Below are 23,509 nucleotides of genomic sequence, written 5' to 3'. Positions count from 1 at the left end.
GTTAGCTGAAGCCGTCCCCATGGAAAGCGGAATGTTTTTCCGTAGCGGTCATTATCCTCTAAATTTAGTTGATTTTGATGAGGAGCTCTGATGAAGCCAAATAAGTTGGCTGTGAATAGTAACTTTTATAACCAAAACCCTTGCGCTTGATGGCATGTTATATGTTCTTAAAAGGAAAATAAGGGCTCTGTCTGTGTTTTTTATCAGACAGAGCCCTTTCCCATTAATGTTCTCCCAAAACGTTCTGGGCAATGTTTACAGCATGATCGCCGATTCGTTCTAAGTTACTTAATATATCAACGAATACAATTCCTGCTGATCCATCACAAACACCTTCATTCATACGGATGATATGGCTTTTACGGAATTTACGTTCCATTTTGTCTATTTGATCTTCTTTTTGAATGACTTCCAATGCAGCTTCTCTGTCATCCATCTCTAATGATTCCACAGCTTGTTTTACTGTCATATACGTTAAATCAAACATTTTATTTAAATCTTCAATTGCTTGATCGGTCAAAGAAACTTTGTTAGACATTTTATAATCGACTAATTCTACAATATTTTCATAATGGTCACCAATCCGCTCAATATCACGTATTGTGCTCATCAGGGCCGTATGCTCTGCACTTTCAATCTCTGATAAGTTGGTAGAAGCGATATTCACCAGGTACTCTGTGATTTTACGGTCCAGATTGTTCAGTGCTCCTTCCGTTTGCAATGCCATCTCAGAATGTTTCGGGCTTTGTGTTGTAACATAATTATGTGTTTCTTCTAATCCCTGGTATGCATATTTACCCATACGGACGACTTCTAATTTCGCCTGCCCGAGTGCTAATGAAGAAGACTGCTGCAGGAAAATAGAATCCAAATGCTTCGGTTTATACTCGATAATAACATCATCACCAGGCACAAGCTTCGTCACTATCCATGCCAAGGCACCAATGAATGGAAATTGAATAAGCGTATTCGCTATATTAAAACTTCCGTGTGCAAAAGCAATGGTCATCTCCTCGTTCAAGCCTAAGCTTGATTGTAAATAACCGACAAAGCTGGTAAACGGCACTAGCAATAATATAAAAATCAATGCCCCGAGTAAATTAAAGATAACGTGTGTGTAGGCAGCGCGTTTGGCAGCTACAGATACGCCGATACTGGCGAGAACAGATGTTATCGTTGTTCCAATATTATCACCAAACAACACCGGAATAGCTGCATCTAATTCGATAGCTCCTTGCGCGAATAAATTTTGAAGAATACCGATCGTTGCTGAGGAGCTTTGCACGATTACGGTAAAGACCGTCCCTATAACAACACCAAGGACAGGAATTTCACTCATCGAAACGGTCAAGTCCTGAAATGCCTGCAAGGAACGAAGCGGCTCCATACCTCCGCTCATTAATTCCAGTCCATAGAATAAAGAACCGAATCCAAATAAAGCTTGTCCGACAGCGACTATTTTTTGCTTTTTAAAGAAAAAGATAGTAAATGCGCCTAGCGCTAAAAAGAGCAACGAATACTGTCCGACATCTATTCCAATAATAAAAGCTGTTACAGTCGTTCCGATATTTGCCCCCATAATGACACCAATTGCTTGTCTTAATGTCATAAAACCGGCATTTACAAGTCCGACAGTTAATACTGTGGTCCCGGAACTGCTTTGAATAAGTACCGTAACAAGAATTCCGGCCAGAACCCCTAAAAAAGGATTGCTGGTAAATCGGTCTAAGATGTCCCGCAGCCGGTCACCAGCTGATTTCTGCAGGCCATCCCCCATGAATTTAATCCCCATCAGGAATATACCGATTCCCCCGAGAAATTCAATAATTAACTTTTGAACATCGATATCCACGAAAACTTCATCCCTTCTACCTCTTATGTTAACTTTTGTAGAATTTTGCGCCTTAGCGCCTCATTCATTATTGATGATTCCCGCGATAATGTAAACATATATAGAGAAAAATTTACAAAGATTTAATATTTGAAGTTGTCCGCTCTGAAAGAAAGCTTAGTATATGCATTTTTTGTCATAACATGTGTCTTTTCAGAAAAATAAAAACACAGGATTCATTATGTAACGAATCCTGTGTTTTATTCCATTACTCTTCACGTCGCTCTTCTACCCGTACACTGGTTCCATCGACAGCGACTACTTTAATAGGTGTGCCTTTTTTAATCCAGCGACCGCCGGACACAGCACTGTAATGTTTATTGTTCACTTCAATCGTGCCGGAAGGTCTGAAATCCGTCAGCGCCACTCCTTCTTCCCCAAGTAATGCTTCATATTCCTCGCTTAGTGATCTGTAACCTTGTTCATTTGTTAACTGATCCTTCAATGCGATTTTCGTCCACATCTGTCTGCGCTTAAACACTTTTAAGAATGCCAGGGAGGAAAATGCACCGACGAAAATACTGATTACTGCATACAGCCCATTAACAAAATCCGGCTGCGGCAATGCAACCGCAACAATCATAATGACAAGTCCAATCGTTGCCAGTGTACCGTCATTCAGTACTTTCCCATCAATAATAATCAGTAATATTCCTAGGAAATAAATAATAAACATGAGTAAGACAGAATCGGTTTCTGTATATACGGTAAAATAAACAGTGATAAATCCTAAACCTAACACACCAAAAATCCCGCGCATATTTACAAATATTTCACCTAATATAAATAATGTTCCAAAAAATAAGGCAAGAAATCCAATCCATTGTAATTCAACAATGTCCATACACGTCACACCCTCTCATATCCTGCTTCTATTTATATGTACGTATGAGGTAAATAATAAGTTTCGTTAAAGGAGAATTTTTATGGAATTTTTGCGTAGAATTTCCCTGATTACCTTTATTATATTAGTCGTTGCTAGCATTTTTCAAGATTTATCTCATTTTGATGAAACAATCCCATCCCCCGATAACGAAAACTTGGAAGTACCATCCTTTGAAGCTGTTCCCGTAAAAGTCACTCCAGGAGACACCGTGCTCAGTATTACAGAGGAGATCCAAACCATATCTGCTGCTTCTGTATCGGTTGAACATATTTTAACAACTTTTGAATCATTAAATCCGACTACCTCTTCCAATGAAATTGTTATACATGAAATTTACTACTTTCCACGATTTCAAGATGAATAATACAAGGGTCATCACCAAATCTATGGGTAAGGTAATAAATGCTATATTTTTGATAAAGGCAACCCGCTCCGGTCAAACCCTCCCTTTTCCGACGCAGCAGTATCCTTACACCTTACCTTCACCTCTTCAACTGTATGAAAGAAACGATCAATCCCTGTTCCTATGGAATGGAAGTTACTTTTTAAAGTGTATAAGCTGAGTTTATGGCATCATGCAAACTATATATTTAAATACTGAACCAAATAAAAAAAGGCTGAAATTCAGCCTAAGATAAAAATGGAATAACGAAAAATGCGGATATTAAGGAAAGGGCTCCTGCTATAATACCAATAAGGCCAAGTATATTTGTACCTCTGCTCCGTGCTACAAAACCAAATACAATACTGGCTGCACCTAATACAACCGGCCAGGTGAAAAAAGATATAATTGCTAAAAGAATACTTCCCCACCCATATAGCGTTCCCGGGTTAAAACTTTTTTCTTCTTCAATATCCGGTAAATCAGCATTCGTAAGCTCGGCAGAAAACTCCTCCATCCTTTTACTGTCTAATGTACTATCCGGATGTTCATGCTTCGGTCTTTGTCCATGATTTGGCGCATCCTGAACTTGATCGTTTTTATCATGATCCTGCATAAGATAACCTCCTTCTTTTTTCAGAATTTCGTTATTAGCTTACGGAATTAATAACTTTTCATACAGGCATCATGCGGTATTTTTAGTAAAGAATGGTATACTTATTTTGTTTTCTGCATATATTTACATGGTTGATGAATATAAGAAGATATTCAAAAGGAGTGATGATATGTCTTTTTTTATAAAAGAAATGATTAAAAATAAACTGCGTAGACTAACCCCGGATGAAATTTTACATTATAGCGGCGAATATGGCTTTTCCATTACACGCACCCAGGCTGAGCAAATTGTCAACTATTTAAGAGCTTCTTCTCCTGATCCGTTTAATCAGGCTGACAGGGATCGATTTATGAGGGAACTGGCAAACATTACAGACCCAAAAACAGCTGCAGCAGCACAACAGTTAATGGATGAGGTCATTAAATCATATGGGATGGAGCATTTATTTTAAGATACAAAAAAAGATGAGTATGCCCGTACATCAGGATACTCATCTTTTTATTTATAAAGGATTAACCTTCCATAATGATTTCTTTTAAATTCTCTTGAAATGTACCTTCACGCAGCATCTCTATCTCATGTTTATAAGGTGCTTTTTTATTCTTCTTATCCATCCCTACATAAGGCGTTTCAAGAATCTTAGGCAATTCACTAAGCTGTGGATGGTGAACAACCTTATGCAGCGCATCAAAGCCGATATAGCCAAATCCAATGTTTTCGTGACGGTCTTTATGTGCTCCGCGGTCATTTTTACTGTCATTGACATGAACAACTTTCAGGCGGTCTAATCCGATGATTTTATCAAATGTATTCAATACCCCGTCAAAATCATTCACCACATCATAACCTGCATCATGGATATGGCATGTATCCAGACAGATGGAAAGATGTTCATTATGCGTGACTCCGGAAATAATCTCAGCAAGTTCTTCAAAAGTTCGTCCCATTTCAGAACCTTTTCCAGCCATCGTTTCCAAAGCAATTTGTACATCATTTTTCTGTTCAAGCACTTCATTTAAACCTTCGATAATTTTGGGAATGCCTTTTTCTGGACCTTCACCGACATGTGCTCCAGGATGAAGAACAATTTGCTTGGCTCCTAGAGCCTCCGTACGCTCGATTTCACTCTGCAGGAAATTTACACCCAATTCAAAGGTTTCGGGCTTCACTGTATTACCGATATTAATAATATATGGTGCATGCACGACAATATCTGATATTCCATGCGATTTCATGTGTTCCAGCCCTGCGTCAATATTTAATTCTTCGATTGGCTTTCTTCTCGTGTTTTGCGGTGCACCTGTATAAATCATAAATGTATTAGCCCCGTAAGAAGCAGCCTCTTCACTAGAGACCAATAGCATTTTCTTACCATTCATGGAAACATGAGAACCTATTTTCACCATAACTATTCCTCCTAACGCTTTTTCTTTTGCTGATCTTTTGTCAGCTGTCTTTTAATTTGCTGCTGCTGTTGTTTTTGCTTTTTCTTATAGCCTGGCTTTACTTTCTTTGCCTTTTTCACCCGTTTCCACGCTTCCCGGTCCGTACTTGTATCTACGGTTTTACGGCGCTGTCTCTCATCCCAGGATTTATCTTCTTTCCATTCTCCCTGCTTGACTTCCACAAAAGAAAAGTTTAATCCATTTTGTTCTAATTTCTTGATAAGAGGAGCATCTTCTTCAGAATAAATGCTGACAGCTGTTCCTTCCAGTCCGGCTCGGGCTGTTCTTCCGACACGATGAACATAAAAATGCTCTTCTTTTGGAAGTTGGGCGTTAATAACATGGCTGACTCCTTTTATATCGATTCCCCGGGAAGCTAAATCCGTGGCAACGACATATTGGTAACGCAGCTGCTGTATATCTTTTAATACACGTTTTCTTTCTCTTGGCGTTAAACCGCCATGAATTACCCCGACATTTAATCCATCAGCTTCAAGCTTCTCTGCCAATTCATCGGCCAGCTGCTTCCCATTTGTAAAAATCAAAGCCAAATAAGGGTGAATTGTCCGGGAGATTTCCCAAATAATCTGTTCCGCGTCCCGATGCTTTTTTCGGATAAGCCGATGTTCCATTGTCTCCGGTGAAAAATGTTCTTCCATTTTTATATACTCCGGGTTTTTCAGATATTTTTTAAAGAAATGTTGTAAACGCTGCGGAATCGTTGCGGAGAAAACAAGCAGCTGTATATCCTGCTTCGAGCGCACCAGTAATTGATCGACTTCCTCTATAAAGCCTAAATCAAGCATTAAGTCCGCTTCATCAATCACAAAGGATTCTGCACTGTAAACGGATAGTGCACCGTCCTTAACTAAATCTAAAATTCTCCCCGGCGTACCAACAACAATCATAGGCGGGGTTTTTAATTTTTCTACCGCTTTTTGTTTATCGGTGCCGCCGACAAGCAGCTTTGCTGTCCAGTCTTCTGTTTTGTCAGCAATCGTAATGATCTTCCTTACTTCATTATAAAGTTGTGTTGCCAGCTCCCTCGTTGGAGCAGTAATAACAAACTGTACTTTCTTTTGATTTTCATCAAGCTTTTGAAACAATGGAAGCAGAAAAGCGTGCGATTTACCGGACCCTGTCCGCGATTGACCGATTACACTTTTTCCATCCAAAACAGCAGGAATGACTTGTTCTTGAACCTCTGTTGGATTTCTGAATTCCAGTTCCTGCGTAATACGCTGCATATCTGTACTCAGAGATAGTTCCGTAAATGTTTTTCCCATTTGTTTTCCCTCCTTTAAATACACGTTTCATTGTTCGTCACCAGTAGATAAAAACATCTACTGTATATGAGCTTACATAAATACAAACGGATCTGTATTGACTTGTGATACAAAAACTTTTGATTGGAATGCAGGAACTTCCTGCGTCAACCTGTTCTGCGTAGCTGCTTTCATGATCTTTTCGATATAATGTCCGGCATCGATAACAGTCAGTCCCATTTGCGCTGCATCTTGAGCAGCATGGAATGTCATATCTCCTGTAATATACACATCTGCTTTTTTCCGCTGTGCTTGACTGATATATTTTTCCCCGCTGCCGCCTAAAACAGCAACCTTTTTTACATTCTTTTCTATATTACCAGAAACACGAACATGAGGCATGTCTAAATTCGTTTTAACCATTTCGATAAATGCTTTCATGGATACAGGGTGATGCAGCACGCCAAAACGGCCAATTCCAATAGAAGCCCCCTTATTTTCCAATGGATAAATATCATAAGCCGGCTCTTCATAAGGATGGGCAGAAATAATGGCTTTCATTACCTTACCAAGATTTTTCTTCGGAACCACCGCCTCCAGCTTCTGTTCCTTTACATAGGTCAATTCATTCTGCACACCAATGTATGGATTCGCTTCTTCTAACGGACGGAAGGTGCCCTGTCCAGAGCTCTGAAAAGTGCAGTGGCTATAATCACCAATTTGCCCTGCGCCGCCTTCATTCAAGGCGTCACGCAATTCTTCAAGGTGCGAATCCGGTACAAAAACTATGATTTTAAGTAACGTCTCATGATCCAAGACTTCCAGCGGTTCTTTATCTTGCAAACCAATCGCATCACTTAATAAATCATTCACGCCTCCCTCTGCCACATCTAAATTCGTATGCGCAGCAAAAACCGTGATATCATTTTTCATCAGTTTTTGTACGATGCTTCCTTTAGGATGGTCCACATTGATTTGTTTTAACGGCTGAAACAATAAAGGGTGATGGGCAATAATCAAGTTTGCCCCTTTCTCCACTGCTTCGTCAACCACTTCCTCTGTTACATCCAGCGTAATTAGTATATTCGAAGTGGTGTCATGGAATCTCCCTGTCTGTAAACCGACATTATCCCAATGGTAGGCAAAACTTTTCGGCGCCCACTTATCCATTATTTGAAAAAAATCAGTATGTTTCATCGCTTGTTCCTTCATGATAAAGTTCCTCCTTTATCCAGTTTAATTCTGTTTGAAAGGCAGACATTCTTTCATAGTTCACTCGTTTTGCCTGCTGCATTTGTGAAATAATCCGCTCCAAATTCGCTTTTTCCAATGTCCATTTTTCGATAAAAGCAGCATTCTTTTCTTTTACTAAATAAGGTCCTAACAAAAACTGTTTCCCTTTTTTCTGGTTGTCATTGCTATATGGCGAAGAAGCGTTTTCCTGTTTGTCAGCAACCAGCACTTCATAAATATGCCCCTGCTCTTCTACCATTTCTTCTGCCATTAATATAAAACCGTTCTGTTCGAACCATCGTCTGACCTCTCTGGCATCTACATTCGGTTGCGCAATAATTCGGCTGGCAGATTTAGCAATCCGTGCTTGATTTTTTAAAATAGAAGTAATCAATGATCCGCCCATGCCGGCAATAACAATTTGGTCCGCCTCTCCTTCACGCAAAACAGCTAAACCATTCCCTAAGCGGACATCCACCTGTTCTTCCAATTGATGTAAGCGAATCGTTTTCTTGGCACTGTCTAAAGGACCCTGATTGACTTCTCCAGCAATTGCTTTTGCGTCCAGATCTTTTTGGCAGACATAGGCAGGCAGATAAGCATGATCGGAACCAATATCTGCGAAACGGGCTCCTTGCGGTAAATAACCGGCAACTATTTTTAAACGGTTAGAAAGTGAAACATGTTGGTTCATTCGCTGTTCTCCTTTTACTTGCACAATAAGAAAAGCTTTCTGCATGAATCAGAAAGCTTTCATTTCTTCCATTATATATTATTGATGCTCACTTAGCCACTCACTCAGTGCGTCTAACTCTTCGCCCTGCAGCTCAGGAAAAGCAGGCATGCCTCCATCTGTTCCATTTTCAACAATGTCAGCAATTTCTTCCTGTGAATAAGTGCTTCCAACTTGAGTTAAGTCAGGTGCAGAACCGCTTGCCAAGTCATCTCCGTGACAAGTTACACAATTATTTTGATACACTTCTTCACCGGCATCAGCAGAAGCAGTATCGCCGCCTTCTTCGCCTTCACCTTCTTCTGCCCCTTCTTCTGTCTGTTCCTCTCCGTTTTCTTCACCGCTTTGAATAGCCTCTCTCTGATCAATACCAACTACTGAAATGATAATGACTGCAATTAACCCCAGTCCGGCAATAATAGCATATGGTATAACCGGATTCTTTTTCATTACGCTTCCTCCTTATGTAATTACAAATATTATATATTAATACTACCATTAGTTTACTCGAAATCTAAATATTTTTAAAGGTCTATCCGACATATTTTAAAAAAACGACATATGTTATTAATGTTATCATCAAAAGAAACCCTGCATAATAAAAGAAACGCATCTTTCTTACGTATCCAAAAACCATCCAGCCTGTCACATTTAAGATAATGACCAGATAAAGATAGTTATCCAGACCTGCAGCTTTCGATATATAAATAGACAGCTGCAAAACATATAGGAAATGTGTAAACAGAAATAAACAGCGGTATCGATAGGACATATTCTTGCTGTCTATATTGAAATAAACTACCATATTTATCAGGAAAATAGTACTTAAAATACCCGCCAGGATATACCAGACCAAGTCATAATAATAATCCAAAAAGATAACGCTTACTAAAGTTGCTAAAATAAAGACAAAATAAAGTTTTCTTGATATTACCAACCATACATTTTTTCCTTTTGTCACTTCTATTTCTCCGCCCTTAGTATACAGAGCCAATAAAAAATCACATTGTTCTTCCGGAAGCAAATGATTTTCTTTCCATTTTACTATTTCTTGGATAATTAATTGATTCTTTTCTTGATCTTTCATACATCCACCCCGGAAGTTTTCTTCCTACATATACATTCAACAAGGATACCATTTATAAATATGCTATCCATCCTTTACGAATTAATAACCGGAATATGCAAGTTGTTACCTTAAAACCTGCATATTCCAGTTTGTTAAAGCCAGCGGAAGATAAAATGATTCCTTAGTCAAGAAAATCTTTCAAGCGCTTGCTCCGGCTTGGATGTCTTAATTTCCGAAGCGCTTTTGCTTCAATTTGACGGATCCGTTCTCTGGTTACGCCAAATACTTTTCCTACTTCTTCCAGCGTTCTTGTTCTGCCGTCATCTAATCCAAAGCGCAGACGGAGCACATTTTCTTCTCTGTCTGTCAATGTGTCCAATACATCTTCCAGCTGTTCTTTCAATAATTCATAGGCAGCATGATCTGATGGAGAGACAGCTTCCTGATCTTCGATGAAATCACCTAGATGGGAGTCATCTTCTTCCCCGATTGGGGTTTCCAAGGAGACTGGTTCTTGGGCAATTTTTAGAATATCCCGTACTTTATCAGGGCTTAATTCCATTTCTTCCCCGATTTCTTCCGGTGTCGGTTCACGACCTAAATCTTGCAGTAAGGAACGTTGCACACGAATTAATTTATTGATGGTTTCTACCATGTGAACCGGAATACGGATCGTACGTGCCTGGTCAGCAATGGCACGTGTAATGGCTTGTCTTATCCACCACGTTGCATAGGTACTGAATTTAAACCCTTTACGATAGTCGAATTTCTCAACAGCTTTAATCAGACCCATGTTTCCTTCTTGAATTAAATCCAGGAATAGCATACCCCGGCCGACATACCGTTTAGCGATACTGACAACGAGACGGAGGTTGGCTTCAGATAATCTTCTCTTGGCTTCAATATCCCCTTCTTCAATACGGGAAGCAAGTTCAATTTCTTCTGCCGCTGAAAGTAAATCTACTCTGCCGATTTCTTTTAAATACATACGGACTGGATCATTAATCTTAATTCCCAGAGGTACACTGAGATCATTTAGATTAATTTCTTCTTCTTTTGCGATTTTTTGCATTTCGGGATCATCTTCAGACTCGCCTATCACATCGACACCTTGATCTTCCAGATACTCATAAAATTCATCCATTTGTTCCGGTTCCATGTCAAAGTTGGATAAGCCGTCAGCTACTTCTTCATATGCAAGTGAACCGCGTTTTTTACCCATGTCAACTAATTTTTCTTTTGCTTGTTCTAATGTCAGTTCGGGTTCTTTCATATGCGAAGACTTTTGTTCAGCCATGAGTCCCCCTCCTTCCAAATTGTTGAATTACTTTTCATTTATTTGCTTCTTCAGTTCAATTAATTCCATTGCCAAACGTGCAGCTTCCAAAGGGTCATTTTCCTGTTCCGCCTTTTTTTGCTGTTCTCTTAAGTTCTTTTGCGTTTGACTTTGATTTGCTTCACGGTGAATCATCCGTAAATAATCATCAATTTCTTCTTCTGTACTATGCTGTACATCACTGGACATTGCTAACTCAATAACCTGCTTTTTTAAATGTTCATCAGACAGTCTTTCCATAAATAAACTGATGTCTGGTGAATTCCCTTCTTCATAAAATGCATATAAATACGTTGCCACAATTTTATGGTCATTTAAATTAAACCCTGCTCCAAGCTCATTCTGCACTTTTTCCGCTATATAACCATCTTGGAGCATATACGATAATATCCTTTTTTCTGCATTAACATATGCTGGATATAATTTATTATTATTTACAGATACATATGAATTAGTATAACTCTTATTACTTTGATTATCCTTCGAGGGAGGAAGTCTTTTTTGATGCTGGGCAAGCTGGCTCATCAAGGCTTCATGGGATAAGCCGAATTCTTTATGCAATTCTTGAATATAATATTCCCGTTCCAGCGCACTTTCAATCAGGGAAAGTTCTTTTAAAACACGTTCAATATATTCAATACGCTCGCTTTCCACCTGCAAGTTAAAGTGTCTGCGCTGATACCGCATAAAGAAACTCATATAACTGTCGCTTGTGCGTAAGATTTTTTCTTTAAATGCTTCTCCGCCATGCTCCCGGACATAGGTATCCGGATCTTCTTCTGCATCTAAATTCGCAATACGCACGCCGCAACCTACCGACCGTAACAGGAGAGCTGCTTTATAACGCGCTTCAATTCCGGCGCTGTCCCCGTCAAAACAAATGACAACTGTCTCCGCGTAACGGTTCAGAAGCTTTGCCTGGGTTTCTGTCAAAGCTGTTCCCATGGTCGCCACCACATTTTTCACTCCAGCTTGATAAGCGGATATAACATCCATGTACCCTTCCATTAAAACAGCTTCATTTTCTTTTCGGATATGACGCTTTGCCAAGTCAAAATTATATAAAAGCTTGCTTTTTTGAAAAAGTTCTCCTTCTGAGCTATTTAGATATTTCGGACCGCTGTCCTCCTGAAGAGCTCTGCCCCCGAAGCCGACAGTACGTCCCAAGGCATTTCGTATCGGGAAGATAACTCTGCCGCGAAACCGGTCGATGACTTCATTATTGTCATTTCCTGCCACGATACCTGTTTTTAAAAGCATAGGCTTGGAATATCCTTTTTGCGTCAGAAACGTTGTCGTGAAATCACGTTTATCCGGTGCATATCCCAGTTGGAATTCTTCCATTGTCTCTTTCGTAATCCCGCGACTTTTCAGATACTCTAATCCATCCTTCCCATCTTTCTGGTACTTTATGAGGTGATGGTATAATTTTGTCAACCATTCATATGCAGAGAGCATCTGCTCCGTTTCCTCCGACAAAGATGATTCTTTCTTTATGGATGCTTCCGGTAATTCTACTCCGCTCCGGTCTGCTAAATATTTTAACGCCTCATAAAATGTGAAGTTCTCCATTTCCATCAGAAATGAAAATACATTACCGCCTTTTCCACAGCCAAAGCAATGAAAAATTTGCTTTTCCTGCGTAACTGAAAAAGAAGGTGTATTTTCACCATGAAAAGGACATAGGCCAAAGTAGTTTTTACCCTGTTTTTTGAGTTGCATGTATTCTCCAATAACATCGACAATATCATTGGATTTTTTTACTTCTTCAATAATTGGTTCAGGTATTTGATTAGCCATGGTTACCACCAACTATTCTTTTTGTTTTTTGTTAGAGAGATTATGCAAAATCCTCCTTTATAGACTTCTTCATTCATTTTTCGACATATTTTTTTCTTATTCTCAAAAAAAATAGCCATAACACTATTTCTACAAAGGATGCTTGAAATCCTTCTTTTTTAGAGCAAATTATGATTAAAATTGTATTTTTATTTAAATCTGCTCATACGATTTACCATTATAATATATTTTTTAATAGATTTCTATTAATTTGTTTACAAATCTATTAAAAAAAGAAAAACATTCCGTGGTTATGGCATACAGAATGCTTTTCACTTCGTTATTATTGATTTCTTTTTTGCCACATTCTAATAATCTGGTTGGCTGTTTCTTCCACTGCTTTATGGGAAACATCGATGACAGGGCAGCCTATTTTTTCAACAATATTATTAAAGAAATCCAGTTCCTGGTTTATTCGGCCTACGTTAGCATAGGTTGCCTGATCACCGAGACCCAATGCTTTTAAACGTTCTTTCCGGATGCCGTTTAGTTTTTCGGAAGATATGCGAAGGCCGATACATTTTTTAGGGTCAACCATCATCAGTTCTTCCGGCGGATCTACTTCAGGCACAATCGGAACATTGGCTACTTTAAAACGTTTATGCGCTAAAAATTGAGACAGTGGCGTTTTGGACGTTCTGGAAACACCTACTAATACAATATCTGCGCGGGTGATGCCTCTTGGGTCTCTTCCATCATCATATTTCACAGCGAATTCAATCGCTTCAATTTTCTTAAAGTAATCTTCATCCAGTTTGTGGACAAGCCCTGCCTCCAGCCGAGGCTGCACACTAAAAACCCGCTCCATGGCATCCATTGTCGGACCCATGATATCAATCGCCTCTATATCTATTTCTGCTGCCCGTTTATTCAGATGAGCGCGCAGTTCCGGGTCAATCAAGGTAAACCCGACCAGACTCGAATGCGATTTTGCCTGTTGTAAAAATTCATCAATGGTACCTTTATCCTCCACATAAGGAACCCGCTGAATTTTATAGTCTCCATTTTTAAACTGGCTTAAACCTGCTTTAATTACCAGCTCAGCCGTCTCCCCTACAGAATCAGATAACACATAAATCAATTGCTGTTCAGCCATCTTGATATCCTCCCCTTAACACCAAAATTAAATTGTATCTTCCATTGTTATTTCTACCAGCAGTTTTGTCATTGTTGTTTTAGTTATCCGGCCAATTACTTCAAGACCATTTTCCGTATCTTTGACAACAGGAACGCCATCGATTTGTCTGGATATTAGCTGATGGGCTACATCAATAAGCAAATCATTTTTGCGGCAGACTGTAATGTTCGGCATTCTTGTCATGATAATCGGAACAGGCACCGAACTTAAATCCTGGCTGCCCATACTTGCCCGTAATAAATCTTTTCGGGAAAGAACCCCTACTAGACAAGCATTTTCATTCACCACAAAAAGCGTGCCGACATCTTCCAAAAACATGGTTGATATCGCGTCATATACAGATACTTTTTCACTGACAGCTACAGGAACCTGTTGAAATTCATGTACTTTATATCGTTTGATTTTTTCTGTCAGCAATTCTGAACCTGTTTTGCCCGTATAAAAGTAACCTACACGGGGACGCGCATCTAAAAAGCCGGCCATTGTCAGAATAGCTAAGTCCGGTCTCAATGTAGCACGGGTTAAAGCAAGCTGGTCAGCTATTTGTTCCCCCGTGATAGGGCCGTCTGCTTTTACTATCTCTATAATCCGCTGTTGCCTCTTTGATAAGTCCACTTTTTTCACCACCTATACTGCTGCATTATCTGCAAGCGAATATGACGATTTCTATTGCTGATTACATCAAAATAAGCATATATGAAGGATAACGTACGATGCTTTCTTCATGTAAAACATCGTACGTTATTATCATTCGACTTTATTCCCTAAAATACCTTTTTCATGAAAAAGATATTTATTATTTATGCATGCTGCTTCCATGCTATTTTTCGTAAATCCGCATATTGCAGGATAAGTACGGAAAGTTCGTGAATAATAGCTAAACGGTTTTTTCTGACCTCTTCATTATCGTCCATAACCATATTGTGATCAAAAAATGCATGAATATCAGCACTTAAATCTGCGAGCAGCTGCAGCGCCTCTTCGCTGTTTTGTTTCTCCAGCTGATCGGTATACGTTCCTTTGATTTTCTGTACAGCGTCATGTAATTCTTTTTCCGATTCCGTTTGGAAAAGGGATGGATTGACCATTTGGTTTTTATCCTCTACCTTATCTTCCAAATTGAGCACACGCACAAGTGCTTCCTGCGATGTTTTAAACTGTTCATCTGCTTTTTCTGCTGATAAGACATGTGCTTTTTCTACTGTGAAATGGAATATCCCTAATTGGTTACCCGCAACTGTGTGAATAATATCTGTATCAATATTTTCTTCACGCATTAAGTATTCAGCGCGGGATACGAAAAAGGACTGCAATTCCTCTTTTGCAGCAGTCTGCAGGGTTAAGCCGGCATCTTGTAATACCGCTAATGTAAATTCCATCAATGATTCTACGGATACATTCCAATGCTGGTCCTTCAAAATACGTAAAATTCCCATTGCCTGCCTTCTTAAACCATACGGATCCTGTGAGCCAGTAGGAATAAGCCCGACACCGATACAGCCGGCAATTGTATCCATTTTATCTGCAATACTCAATACCGCTCCGACAACCGTCGCAGGAAGACTGCCATGAGACTGATTTGGCAAGTAATGTTCACGAATAGCCTGAGAAACTGCTTGCGTTTCACCAAAATAGGTTGCATATTTTTCACCCATAACACCTTGCAATTCTGTAAATTCATTCACCATATTTGTCATTAAATCAAACTTACAGATAGCAGCAGCACGTGCAATTTCTTCTATTTCTTTTAATTGCAGATTTTCTGCCAAATGCCCGGCAATCTTTTGAACGCGTTTCACTTTGTCAGTATACGTACCCAGCTTCTCCTGGAAAACAACACGGGATAGTTTCTTCTGGAAGAAGTCAATGGAAAGCTTTTTATCTTCTTCATAGAAAAACTCCGCATCCGCAAGACGTGCTCGCAGTACCTTTTCGTTCCCCTTGATCACTGTTTCCAGTTCAAAGTCGTCCCCATTTCTTACACCGACAAATTCAGGCAGCAGTTCTCCATCCCGTTCTACTGGAAAATAACGCTGATGCTCTGCCATGGACGTAATAAGAACTTCTTTTGGCAACTCTAAAAAGGATGGAGCAAAATTGCCGACAAAGGCTGTTGGATATTCCACAAGATTTTTTACCTCATTTAAGAGATCTTCATCCACTGGAATTTGGAATGCATGCTTTTCCTGCAGGGCATGCAGCTGCTCAACAATTTTCGCTTTCCGCTCTGCTGCATCCGCAATAACATAGTTATCTTTCAACAGCTGTGCATATTGCTTCGGTTCCTCCAGGGTAAGTTTGCCGCTGAGGAAACGATGACCATAGGTAATATTACTTGTATGGACATGCGCAATTTCAAACGGAATGACTTCCCTGCCATATAACGCTGCCAGCCAGCGAATAGGACGCGCATAACGCAATGTTTCATTTGCCCAGCGCATATTTTTACCAAATGTAATGGATTCAATAATATCCTTGAACTCCGGAAGTAAGGACTGCACAGGTTTTCCTTCAATATATTTTTTTACATAGATATAGGAGGTTCCTTTTATCTCTTTAACATAAATATCCTCAGTTGTTTTTCCTTGGCCTTTGGTAAAACCTTCCGCCGCTTTGGTCCAATTACCCTGATCATCTTTTGCTATCTTAACGGCAGGGCCTTTTACTTCTTCTTCTATCGAGGTCTGAGTCTCCGCTATCGCCTCTACAAGGACTGCCAATCTGCGCGGGGTTGAAAAAGAAACGGCAGAATCATAAGAAATCCGCTGTTCATTCAGCCAGCTTATGGTTTTATCTAACAATTGCTGTTCTGCATCGTCTATAAAGCGAGCCGGAAGCTCCTCTAGTCCGATTTCAATCAATACATCCTGTGCCACCCTAGTTTGCCTCCTTTTTCAACATTGGAAAACCTAATTTTTCACGTTCTTGTACATAAACCTTAGAGATACTGCGGGCAAGGTTACGGATACGGCTGATATAACCTGTTCTTTCTGTTACCGAAATAACCCCTTTCGCGTCTAACAGATTAAAGGTATGCGAACATTTTAAAACATAGTCATATGCTGGGAAAACCAATCCATGCTCCATGGCGGCTCTTGCTTCCTGTTCATATTTCGTAAATAAATCAAATAACATATCCGTATTGGATGTTTCAAATGTATAGACAGAATGTTCATATTCTGGCTGATAGAAAATATCACGAAGGGTTACACCATTATTCCACTCTAAATCAAATACATTTTCTTTATCCTGGATATAAGAAGCTAACCGTTCAATTCCGTATGTTAATTCAACCGTTACCGGGTTGGCTTCCAGACCGCCAATTTGCTGGAAATAGGTAAATTGCGTGATTTCCATCCCATCTAGCCATACTTCCCAGCCCAAGCCGGCAGCGCCAAGTGTCGGGTTCTCCCAGTTGTCCTCTACAAAGCGAATATCATGCTTAAGCGGATCAATCCCGAGTTTTTTCAAGGACTCTAAATACAGTTCTTGGATATTTTCCGGGGAAGGTTTCATAATGACTTGAAATTGATGGTGCTGATACAGACGATTCGGGTTTTTCCCATATCTGCCATCTGCCGGACGTCTGGATGGTTCTACATAAGCAACATTCCACGGCTCCGGCCCTAAACTGCGCAGTAATGTCATAGGAGACATCGTTCCTGCCCCTTTTTCTGTATCATAGGCTTGCATTAAGATACAATTTTGCTCTGACCAATGATTTTGTAAGGTTAAAATCATTTCCTGAATATTCATTTACTCCACTCCTTTAAATGAGAAAGAAATTTGCTGTAAGTATGGACAGGGTTATAACGAAGCAAAAAGCCGTCCCTATGTCTGTTAGTGACTAACAGACATAGGGACGGCTTTTACCGCGGTTCCACCCTACTTGCTCTCGTTCTTAAGAGCCGCTTTACATTTCGGCTGCTCCAAAGCTCCTTCCTGAGGCCCCTGTAAATCCGGCTCACACCATCCCGGAATCGCTTGTTACGGAAATGCTTCAGTACTTTTCTTCATCATCACAGTTTTATTTCATCGTCCTGTTATATTTTAATTAACCGTACTTATCACAGAGAATCCACTAGGGATTAATAGTTTCACTATATGTACAAATCATACTCTATTTCCCTGCTGCTTGTCAATTATTCCTTAAATAAATCAAGCTGATCTAAAAATTTTCGTGATTTAATGTAATATCCACCATAACGGTCATAATACGCTTTTAATAACTTCTGGATCAATGTGACATTCTCCGGCTTCATCCGGATAGAGCCAATACGTTCTAATTCCACTTCTGAGAAAAGATATAATAGCCTCGCCAGTTTCGTGGAAAGTTCGATTGCTTCCGGGTCAATATGACGGCAAGCAGGGCACAAGAAACCTCCTTCCACAACAGAAAATACAAAAGGCTGTTGTGTACTTCCGCAGTTCAGGCACTGATTTAACACAGGCGCGAATCCAGCTATTTTATAGAGCTTTAATTCATACATGATAATTGGAATTTCCGCTTGTTCATTCTCTTCAATCCAAGTTATTGTCTGTTGAAATTGCTTAAATAAATAGGGATCTGCATTTTTATTTTCCACTAGCTTATCTGTCAGTTCTGCTACATAAGAGCAATAAGCGGTTTTTACAAAATCTTCACGGATAGTCCGATGCGAATGTAATAATTCCCCTTGCTGTATGGTGCTTAATCCGCTGCCCATATAAACAAAAAAGCGAGTGAATACGAATGGCTGCGTAACAGCAGCCATTCGGCTTTTCGGTTTTTTGGCACCTTTTGCCAGCGCTTGAAACTTTCCGACTTTTCCGCTGTAGATTGTCACTAATTTATGCGTTTCACCGTAATCTTTTGTTTTCAATACCATACCGTCTATCTGTTCCAACATCGTCCATCACCCGGCCTTACTTTATATTGAACAGAAAATGTATACTTCCTATAGGAATGTTGAAGGTGCGTGTTCAAAAAGCTGGTCCATCTTAAAAAAACGCCACTTACATTTTTTGTTTTTGAACATTTGCTTAGAGAGATGGCAAGTCTATACCTTTAGAAGCATCAGAGGATGCTTGATTGTTTTGTTCCTGCTCCGGGTTTAATTCTTCTTGCTGCTCCAGTTCTTTTAGTAATAAATAGGTTTCAATGTTTCCTGTTTGATAAAATAAATTCCATGTTGCATTTAACACAAGAAACCCCGCCTTTCCAATTTATTTTCTTGCTAAACATTAGCACTTGCTAAAAGTACAGCTTCATATTAAAAATCCCGCTTCTTCTATAGGTTGGTTCGATTATGTGGTTTTCATTAGTATAAAAAATTACCATCTTTACAAGGATGTTCAAAAAACCGCAAGTGACCTGTTCTGTTTGGAAGACATTCCTGCTTTAATACTCATCCAGCCGGAAACCATATTCATGTAATTGATTTTGTCTATTTCTCCAATCTTTTTTCACTTTTACCCACAGTTCCAGATACACTTTCGATCCAAGCAGTGCTTCGATATCACGACGTGACTGATGGCCAATTTTTTTCAGCATGCTTCCTTGCTTGCCGATCAAAATACCTTTTTGCGAACTTCTTTCCGTAATAATGGTTGCTTGTACATGTAATTTATCATTTTCATTTCTTTCGATGCTTTCCAGAACAACAGCAATCGAATGCGGTATTTCTTCCTTGGTATGATGTAATACCTTTTCGCGGATTAGCTCAGAGATAATAAACCTTTCCGGATGATCAGTTATATGATCTTCCGGGTAATATTGCGGGCCTTCCGACATTTGATTGGCTAGTACCTCCAATAAATGATTCACATTATTCCCTTCCAGTGCAGATATTGGAATAATTTCCGCAAATGTATACAGATCTTTATATTGATCAATCATCTGCATCAGCTTTTCCGGCTGTATTTTATCAACTTTATTGATAACCAGATAAACCGGCTGGTTTACTTTCTGCAGTAAATCAATAATGTATTGATCTCCGCGGCCATAACCTTCATCTGCGTTAATCATAAATATAATACTGTCTACTTCATTCAATGTATCTTCTGCTGTCTGTACCATAAAATCGCCCAGTTTGTGTTTAGGCTTATGAATTCCCGGTGTATCAATGAAAATCATTTGATATTCATTTGTTGTCAAAACACCTTGGATTTTATTTCTTGTCGTTTGCGCTTTATCACTCATTATTGCTATTTTTTGTCCAATAACCCGGTTCATAAAGGTTGATTTACCAACATTTGGCCTGCCAACAATTGCAATAAATCCTGATTTGAATTGATTTGTCATGCTGTTTTCCTCCGAATTTCTATTGTTTACTTATTATCCATCATACTACATTTTTCAGTTCGTTTCATTATATCGACAAAACCTTTAATAAAGATACATTGGAAGACAAAAAGGGAGGTTTTATAAACCCTCCCTTTTTGTCTATTACTCAACTTTCGCACCTAAGCATAAGCATACAACCCTTGTTGTTCCAGGGTGAACATGAACTAAACTCTGTTATCATACTTGCTTTTCGTTAGAGAGTCCTTCTATTTTTGAACAGGGTATGGTGTCTAGCTTCCGCTCCGGCCAAGCCCTCCGCCGCAGCGGTAGCCTTACACTTCACCTTCTCATCTTTCTCAACAGCTGTACGGAATGGCAGTTACTTTAAAAATTGAGAAAGTGAAGTTCAATTTATATAGAAATAGATACCCTCACAGCAATTGCATCACTTTCGGGCCAAATATAAGCGCTCCGACGACAACGGAGATTATCGCTGTCACAAGCACGACACCTGCTGCAATGTCCTTTATTTCCTTTATTCGTTCATCATAACCCGGCTGGGTAAAATCCATTATCCGCTCAATGACACTATTTATCATTTCTGTAATAAGTACGAGACCTATTGTTAACAAAATAACGGCCCATTCGATGAGAGAAAGGTGGAAAAAGAAACCAGCTGCAATTACAATCGCAGTTGCAGTCAAATGCAGTTGAAAATTTGATTCCTTTTTCATGACTGCTTTCAGCCCTGCCCAAGCAAAGCGGAATCCAACAACACTTTTTTTATCTTTCAATGCCAAATTCACCTAGGATATCATCTTGTCTTTGAAACATTTTCTGCTCTTCTTCTTTGTTCATATGATCGTACCCAAGCAGATGTAAGAATCCATGTAATGCTAAAAAGGCCAGCTCTCTCTCAAAGCTGTGATTATATGTTTGCGCCTGCTCTTTTACTTTATCAATCGAAATAATAATATCTCCAAACACAACCGGCAAACCTTCTCCGACAATTTCCATCTCATCGTCTTCCACTTCCTGCATGGCAAACGAAATAACATCTGTCGGTTGGTCTTTATCACGATAATCTCTGTTAATCACTTGAATCTGTTCATTATCTACAAAACTGATGGAAATCTCTGCTTCCGAAGTAACATTCTCTTCGGTCCCGGCAAAGGTAAGCAGTTTTTCGACAAGTTCTTTATGTTGCTCAGATACAGCATTCGTTTCATCCTGAAAATCAATAAGCATTATTTATCGCCTTCCTTCTTCGGATACTGAATTCTGGAATGGAAAATCCCCTTCACAGAATCACAGACCGTATGTTGAATGATTTTTAACTCCCTTAATGTTAAAGGACTATTATCTAATTGTCCATCTGAAATTTTACTGTTTATAATTGAAGATACAATAGAATCAATTTGCTCAGGTGTCGGTTCCTGCAATGACCGGACTGCCGGCTCTATGGAATCACAAATGCAGATAATTGCTGTTTCCTTCGTTTCTGGTTTTGGCCCTGGATATCGAAAGTCTGCCTCATCCGTTGCCGGGTCCATCTCTTTCGCCTTCATATAAAAGAATTGAACACAGGAATTGGAATGATGCTGCTTCGCGATATCAACGATTTCTTCGGGCATTTTATGCGCTTTTAATAAATTTGCCCCGTCTGTTGTATGCCGGATAATAATATCTGCACTTTCTTTAGGCGGTAATTTATCATGCGGGTTTTTATTTGGCATTTGATTCTCAATAAAAAATTCCGGCCGTACGGTTTTACCGATATCATGATAATAGGATCCCACCCGAGCTAATAAGCCTTTTGCTCCAACAGCCTCGCAAGCTGTCTCACTGATATTCGCCACCATCACCGAATGATGATATGTTCCGGGGGCTTCTACCAGCAGTCTTTTTAACAACGGCTGATTAGGATTGGCTAACTGCAGCAGTTTCATATCTGTCAATACCCCTAAAAAGCTTTCAAATAATGGTAATAGTCCGATTGCCAAAACAGCAGAGAGAAATGCAGCTATCATACCAAAACCAAGGTATAAAAATACATCTATCCATGTATATTTTTCAAAAGACAGGAATAGAAATAGAATAATGACAGCAGAATGGATGATAAATAACCCAATTCCTGTTTTTAAAATGACAAGTCGATCGCTCCATTTTTTCATCAGCACAATTGCAGCCAGCTGGGAAAACAAGAAATAAATAGCCGCTTCTACATGTAGCATCCCCGCAATATAGTTATTAAACATAAATGCTGCTAATACAGCATATAAAATGCCAAGATGTATAGCTGAACGATCACTTATTAAAACTTTTAATAAAATAGCAATAGCTGCAATCGGAGTCACCAAGTATAAGGCATTCGACTGATCAAAGAAATAACTCTGAATCTTCATAATGAAGATAGCCAGTATGGTCAATAGTAAAACAGCGGTAATAGGCAGTATATTCCAATTTTTATTTTTAGCAATTTGTACGCATTCCATTCCAAAAAAGTATGCGATAACAGCGGCCAGAAATCCCAGCGCAAGAAGCGGATAAACGTTACCATCCTGTGATAACACGCCTACCAATTCAAGTTGCTCATAGATTTCATTTGTAATGGTCTGCCCTTCACGGACGATCGTTTCTCCGGCACGGATAATGACCGGATCGACCAGCGTTGCGGCATCCTTTTTCTCTTGGGCGGTTGCCTCATAATCAAAAAAGGAATTTTCCACTATAGCAAACGCAGCTAGCTCCCGCAAAGCTTCCTCTATATCCGCATTCCAATCTTCATTTCTTAAATCGCTTTCAACATTCGTTATTCCTGATTGAAGGTTCCCCGTCCGAATACCTTGGTTTAGCACATTCTCCAAACTTTCGGAAAGCAGCCTATCCGCTTCTTCTAAATCTGCTTCGGATTGCTGGAGCAATAAAATAAATGTTTCTTCTGAAATTTCTGTATCGATTTCTTCTGAGAGCAGTGATCTTAATTCCGAAACCTCTTCCTGGTACGAGTCCTCCATGGTATCTTCATTATGCTCTTCTTTTATTGTTATTATCGCATCAAAAATTTCATGAATGTAATTTAATCTTTCTTCCGTTACTTCATCAGAAATACTGTACCGGTCGGGAACAGCATTGACAGCTTCTCTGATTCGCTGGTCAGTTTCCTGTTCATTTTCAATCGTTATCGGGGATCGTATGGTTTCTTCAGAAATAGCAAAACGCTGAATATTATATGTATCTGTTCGAACGTTATCCAGCAAAGTTATGAAGACGATTACACCGATAATAAGCGCAGGAATAACTGCGACGAAATATTTACGTTTATCATTAAAAAAAGAACGGACTTTTCTCCATCTTTTTTTCAACACCTTCACCTCATCCTGTATTTCTGCCATCTGCATTTGATTCAAG

23 protein-coding genes are annotated in these 23,509 nt (G+C 39.4%); 2 read left to right on the top strand and 21 right to left on the bottom strand.

All coding sequences use genetic code 11. From position 1 onward, the window contains the following. Positions 1–223: 223 nt before the first annotated feature. Together ACFQ19_RS10150 and ACFQ19_RS10145 are read right to left on the bottom strand one after the other, a co-directional pair. On the bottom strand, positions 224–1,852 hold the full coding sequence (locus ACFQ19_RS10150; protein ID WP_379591964.1) for a Na/Pi cotransporter family protein: 1,629 nt from the start codon (positions 1,850–1,852) through the stop codon (positions 224–226). Between the two features lie 247 nt (positions 1,853–2,099). After that, positions 2,100–2,735 carry an NfeD family protein gene (locus ACFQ19_RS10145; protein ID WP_379591963.1) on the bottom strand — a complete coding sequence of 212 codons (636 nt, stop codon included), beginning with the start codon at positions 2,733–2,735 and terminating at the stop codon, positions 2,100–2,102. An 82-nt stretch (positions 2,736–2,817) separates the two neighbouring features. On the opposite strand from ACFQ19_RS10145, the gene ACFQ19_RS10140 reads away from it, so the two are divergent. Further along, positions 2,818–3,141 carry a hypothetical protein gene (locus ACFQ19_RS10140; RefSeq protein ID WP_379591962.1) on the top strand — a complete coding sequence of 108 codons (324 nt, stop codon included), beginning with the start codon at positions 2,818–2,820 and terminating at the stop codon, positions 3,139–3,141. A 265-nt stretch (positions 3,142–3,406) separates the two neighbouring features. Here the strand turns inward: ACFQ19_RS10140 and ACFQ19_RS10135 are convergent, their stop codons facing one another. Next, the gene (locus ACFQ19_RS10135; protein WP_379591961.1) at positions 3,407–3,775 is read right to left on the bottom strand and encodes a hypothetical protein; all 369 of its coding nucleotides are present in this window, start codon (positions 3,773–3,775) and stop codon (positions 3,407–3,409) included. A 169-nt stretch (positions 3,776–3,944) separates the two neighbouring features. Between ACFQ19_RS10135 and ACFQ19_RS10130 the strand changes: the two genes are divergently transcribed. Then, positions 3,945–4,226: a DUF2624 domain-containing protein gene (locus tag ACFQ19_RS10130; RefSeq protein ID WP_379591960.1), complete on the top strand. Its 282-nt coding sequence runs from the start codon at positions 3,945–3,947 to the stop codon at positions 4,224–4,226. Between the two features lie 61 nt (positions 4,227–4,287). Here the strand turns inward: ACFQ19_RS10130 and ACFQ19_RS10125 are convergent, their stop codons facing one another. From ACFQ19_RS10125 to ACFQ19_RS10040, 18 genes are all read right to left on the bottom strand, one after another. Next, positions 4,288–5,181, bottom strand: a complete 894-nt coding sequence (locus ACFQ19_RS10125; protein ID WP_379591959.1) for a deoxyribonuclease IV — start codon at positions 5,179–5,181, stop codon at positions 4,288–4,290. Positions 5,182–5,192: 11 nt separating this feature from the next. Next, positions 5,193–6,506: a DEAD/DEAH box helicase gene (locus ACFQ19_RS10120; protein WP_379591958.1), complete on the bottom strand. Its 1,314-nt coding sequence runs from the start codon at positions 6,504–6,506 to the stop codon at positions 5,193–5,195. Between the two features lie 72 nt (positions 6,507–6,578). Continuing rightward, a complete protein-coding gene (locus ACFQ19_RS10115; protein WP_379591957.1) occupies positions 6,579–7,697 on the bottom strand; it encodes a Nif3-like dinuclear metal center hexameric protein in 1,119 nt (372 codons plus the stop codon). Then, positions 7,669–8,412 (bottom strand): tRNA (adenine(22)-N(1))-methyltransferase, encoded by a 744-nt coding sequence (locus ACFQ19_RS10110; protein WP_379591956.1) that lies wholly within the window; start codon positions 8,410–8,412, stop codon positions 7,669–7,671. Before ACFQ19_RS10110 ends, ACFQ19_RS10115 begins: the two co-directional genes overlap by 29 nt. 78 nt (positions 8,413–8,490) lie before the next feature. Then, entirely contained in the window at positions 8,491–8,901 is a 411-nt protein-coding gene (locus tag ACFQ19_RS10105; protein ID WP_379591955.1) for a c-type cytochrome, read from the bottom strand. An 82-nt stretch (positions 8,902–8,983) separates the two neighbouring features. Then, complete coding sequence (locus tag ACFQ19_RS10100) at positions 8,984–9,538, bottom strand: hypothetical protein (RefSeq protein ID WP_379591954.1); 555 nt, start codon at positions 9,536–9,538, stop codon at positions 8,984–8,986. Positions 9,539–9,701: 163 nt separating this feature from the next. Continuing rightward, a complete protein-coding gene (gene rpoD, locus ACFQ19_RS10095; protein ID WP_379591953.1) occupies positions 9,702–10,817 on the bottom strand; it encodes an RNA polymerase sigma factor RpoD in 1,116 nt (371 codons plus the stop codon). A 27-nt stretch (positions 10,818–10,844) separates the two neighbouring features. Next, positions 10,845–12,656: a DNA primase gene (gene dnaG, locus ACFQ19_RS10090; protein ID WP_379591952.1), complete on the bottom strand. Its 1,812-nt coding sequence runs from the start codon at positions 12,654–12,656 to the stop codon at positions 10,845–10,847. 322 nt (positions 12,657–12,978) lie between these two features. Beyond that, entirely contained in the window at positions 12,979–13,791 is an 813-nt protein-coding gene (locus ACFQ19_RS10085) for a pyruvate, water dikinase regulatory protein (protein WP_379591951.1), read from the bottom strand. 27 nt (positions 13,792–13,818) lie between these two features. Then, a complete protein-coding gene (locus ACFQ19_RS10080) occupies positions 13,819–14,448 on the bottom strand; it encodes a helix-turn-helix transcriptional regulator (RefSeq protein WP_379591950.1) in 630 nt (209 codons plus the stop codon). Positions 14,449–14,633: 185 nt separating this feature from the next. Continuing rightward, positions 14,634–16,709, bottom strand: coding sequence for a glycine--tRNA ligase subunit beta (glyS, locus tag ACFQ19_RS10075; RefSeq protein WP_379591949.1), 2,076 nt, complete (start codon positions 16,707–16,709; stop codon positions 14,634–14,636). 1 nt (position 16,710) lies between these two features. Beyond that, positions 16,711–17,589, bottom strand: coding sequence for a glycine--tRNA ligase subunit alpha (gene glyQ, locus ACFQ19_RS10070; RefSeq protein ID WP_379591948.1), 879 nt, complete (start codon positions 17,587–17,589; stop codon positions 16,711–16,713). 386 nt (positions 17,590–17,975) lie between these two features. Then, complete coding sequence (recO, locus tag ACFQ19_RS10065) at positions 17,976–18,722, bottom strand: DNA repair protein RecO (RefSeq protein WP_379591947.1); 747 nt, start codon at positions 18,720–18,722, stop codon at positions 17,976–17,978. 133 nt (positions 18,723–18,855) lie between these two features. Continuing rightward, on the bottom strand, positions 18,856–19,017 hold the full coding sequence (locus ACFQ19_RS10060; protein ID WP_379591946.1) for a YqzL family protein: 162 nt from the start codon (positions 19,015–19,017) through the stop codon (positions 18,856–18,858). A gap of 196 nt (positions 19,018–19,213) precedes the next feature. Continuing rightward, positions 19,214–20,116: a GTPase Era gene (gene era / locus ACFQ19_RS10055; RefSeq protein ID WP_379591945.1), complete on the bottom strand. Its 903-nt coding sequence runs from the start codon at positions 20,114–20,116 to the stop codon at positions 19,214–19,216. Positions 20,117–20,529: 413 nt separating this feature from the next. Beyond that, positions 20,530–20,892 (bottom strand): diacylglycerol kinase family protein, encoded by a 363-nt coding sequence (locus tag ACFQ19_RS10050; protein WP_379591944.1) that lies wholly within the window; start codon positions 20,890–20,892, stop codon positions 20,530–20,532. Next, positions 20,882–21,346, bottom strand: coding sequence for an rRNA maturation RNase YbeY (gene ybeY, locus ACFQ19_RS10045; RefSeq protein WP_379591943.1), 465 nt, complete (start codon positions 21,344–21,346; stop codon positions 20,882–20,884). The genes ACFQ19_RS10050 and ybeY overlap by 11 nt, the downstream gene beginning before the upstream one ends. After that, complete coding sequence (locus ACFQ19_RS10040; protein ID WP_379591942.1) at positions 21,346–23,466, bottom strand: HD family phosphohydrolase; 2,121 nt, start codon at positions 23,464–23,466, stop codon at positions 21,346–21,348. Before ACFQ19_RS10040 ends, ybeY begins: the two co-directional genes overlap by 1 nt. Positions 23,467–23,509 lie beyond the last annotated feature (43 nt).

Origin of the sequence: Oceanobacillus locisalsi (assembly GCF_042675985.1) — a bacterium.
Taxonomy (GTDB): domain Bacteria; phylum Bacillota; class Bacilli; order Bacillales; family Amphibacillaceae; genus Oceanobacillus; species Oceanobacillus locisalsi.
This window is presented reverse-complemented; position numbering and strand designations above follow the sequence as displayed.

Bases quoted from the DNA above. Each gene is read 5' to 3' on its own strand.
- ACFQ19_RS10135 (WP_379591961.1), bottom strand. From the start codon at position 3,775: ATGCAGGATCATGATAAAAACGATCAAGTTCAGGATGCGCCAAATCAT.
- glyQ (WP_379591948.1), bottom strand. From the start codon at position 17,589: ATGAATATTCAGGAAATGATTTTAACCTTACAAAATCATTGGTCAGAG.
- ACFQ19_RS10085 (WP_379591951.1), bottom strand. From the start codon at position 13,791: ATGGCTGAACAGCAATTGATTTATGTGTTATCTGATTCTGTAGGGGAG.
- ACFQ19_RS10120 (WP_379591958.1), bottom strand. From the start codon at position 6,506: ATGGGAAAAACATTTACGGAACTATCTCTGAGTACAGATATGCAGCGT.
- era (WP_379591945.1), bottom strand. From the start codon at position 20,116: ATGACAAATCAATTCAAATCAGGATTTATTGCAATTGTTGGCAGGCCA.
- ACFQ19_RS10125 (WP_379591959.1), bottom strand. From the start codon at position 5,181: ATGGTGAAAATAGGTTCTCATGTTTCCATGAATGGTAAGAAAATGCTA.
- ACFQ19_RS10110 (WP_379591956.1), bottom strand. From the start codon at position 8,412: ATGAACCAACATGTTTCACTTTCTAACCGTTTAAAAATAGTTGCCGGT.
- rpoD (WP_379591953.1), bottom strand. From the start codon at position 10,817: ATGGCTGAACAAAAGTCTTCGCATATGAAAGAACCCGAACTGACATTA.
- ACFQ19_RS10145 (WP_379591963.1), bottom strand. From the start codon at position 2,735: ATGGACATTGTTGAATTACAATGGATTGGATTTCTTGCCTTATTTTTT.
- recO (WP_379591947.1), bottom strand. From the start codon at position 18,722: ATGTTGGAACAGATAGACGGTATGGTATTGAAAACAAAAGATTACGGT.
- ACFQ19_RS10130 (WP_379591960.1), top strand. From the start codon at position 3,945: ATGTCTTTTTTTATAAAAGAAATGATTAAAAATAAACTGCGTAGACTA.
- ybeY (WP_379591943.1), bottom strand. From the start codon at position 21,346: ATGCTTATTGATTTTCAGGATGAAACGAATGCTGTATCTGAGCAACAT.
- ACFQ19_RS10140 (WP_379591962.1), top strand. From the start codon at position 2,818: ATGGAATTTTTGCGTAGAATTTCCCTGATTACCTTTATTATATTAGTC.
- ACFQ19_RS10100 (WP_379591954.1), bottom strand. From the start codon at position 9,538: ATGAAAGATCAAGAAAAGAATCAATTAATTATCCAAGAAATAGTAAAA.
- ACFQ19_RS10115 (WP_379591957.1), bottom strand. From the start codon at position 7,697: ATGAAGGAACAAGCGATGAAACATACTGATTTTTTTCAAATAATGGAT.
- ACFQ19_RS10105 (WP_379591955.1), bottom strand. From the start codon at position 8,901: ATGAAAAAGAATCCGGTTATACCATATGCTATTATTGCCGGACTGGGG.
- dnaG (WP_379591952.1), bottom strand. From the start codon at position 12,656: ATGGCTAATCAAATACCTGAACCAATTATTGAAGAAGTAAAAAAATCC.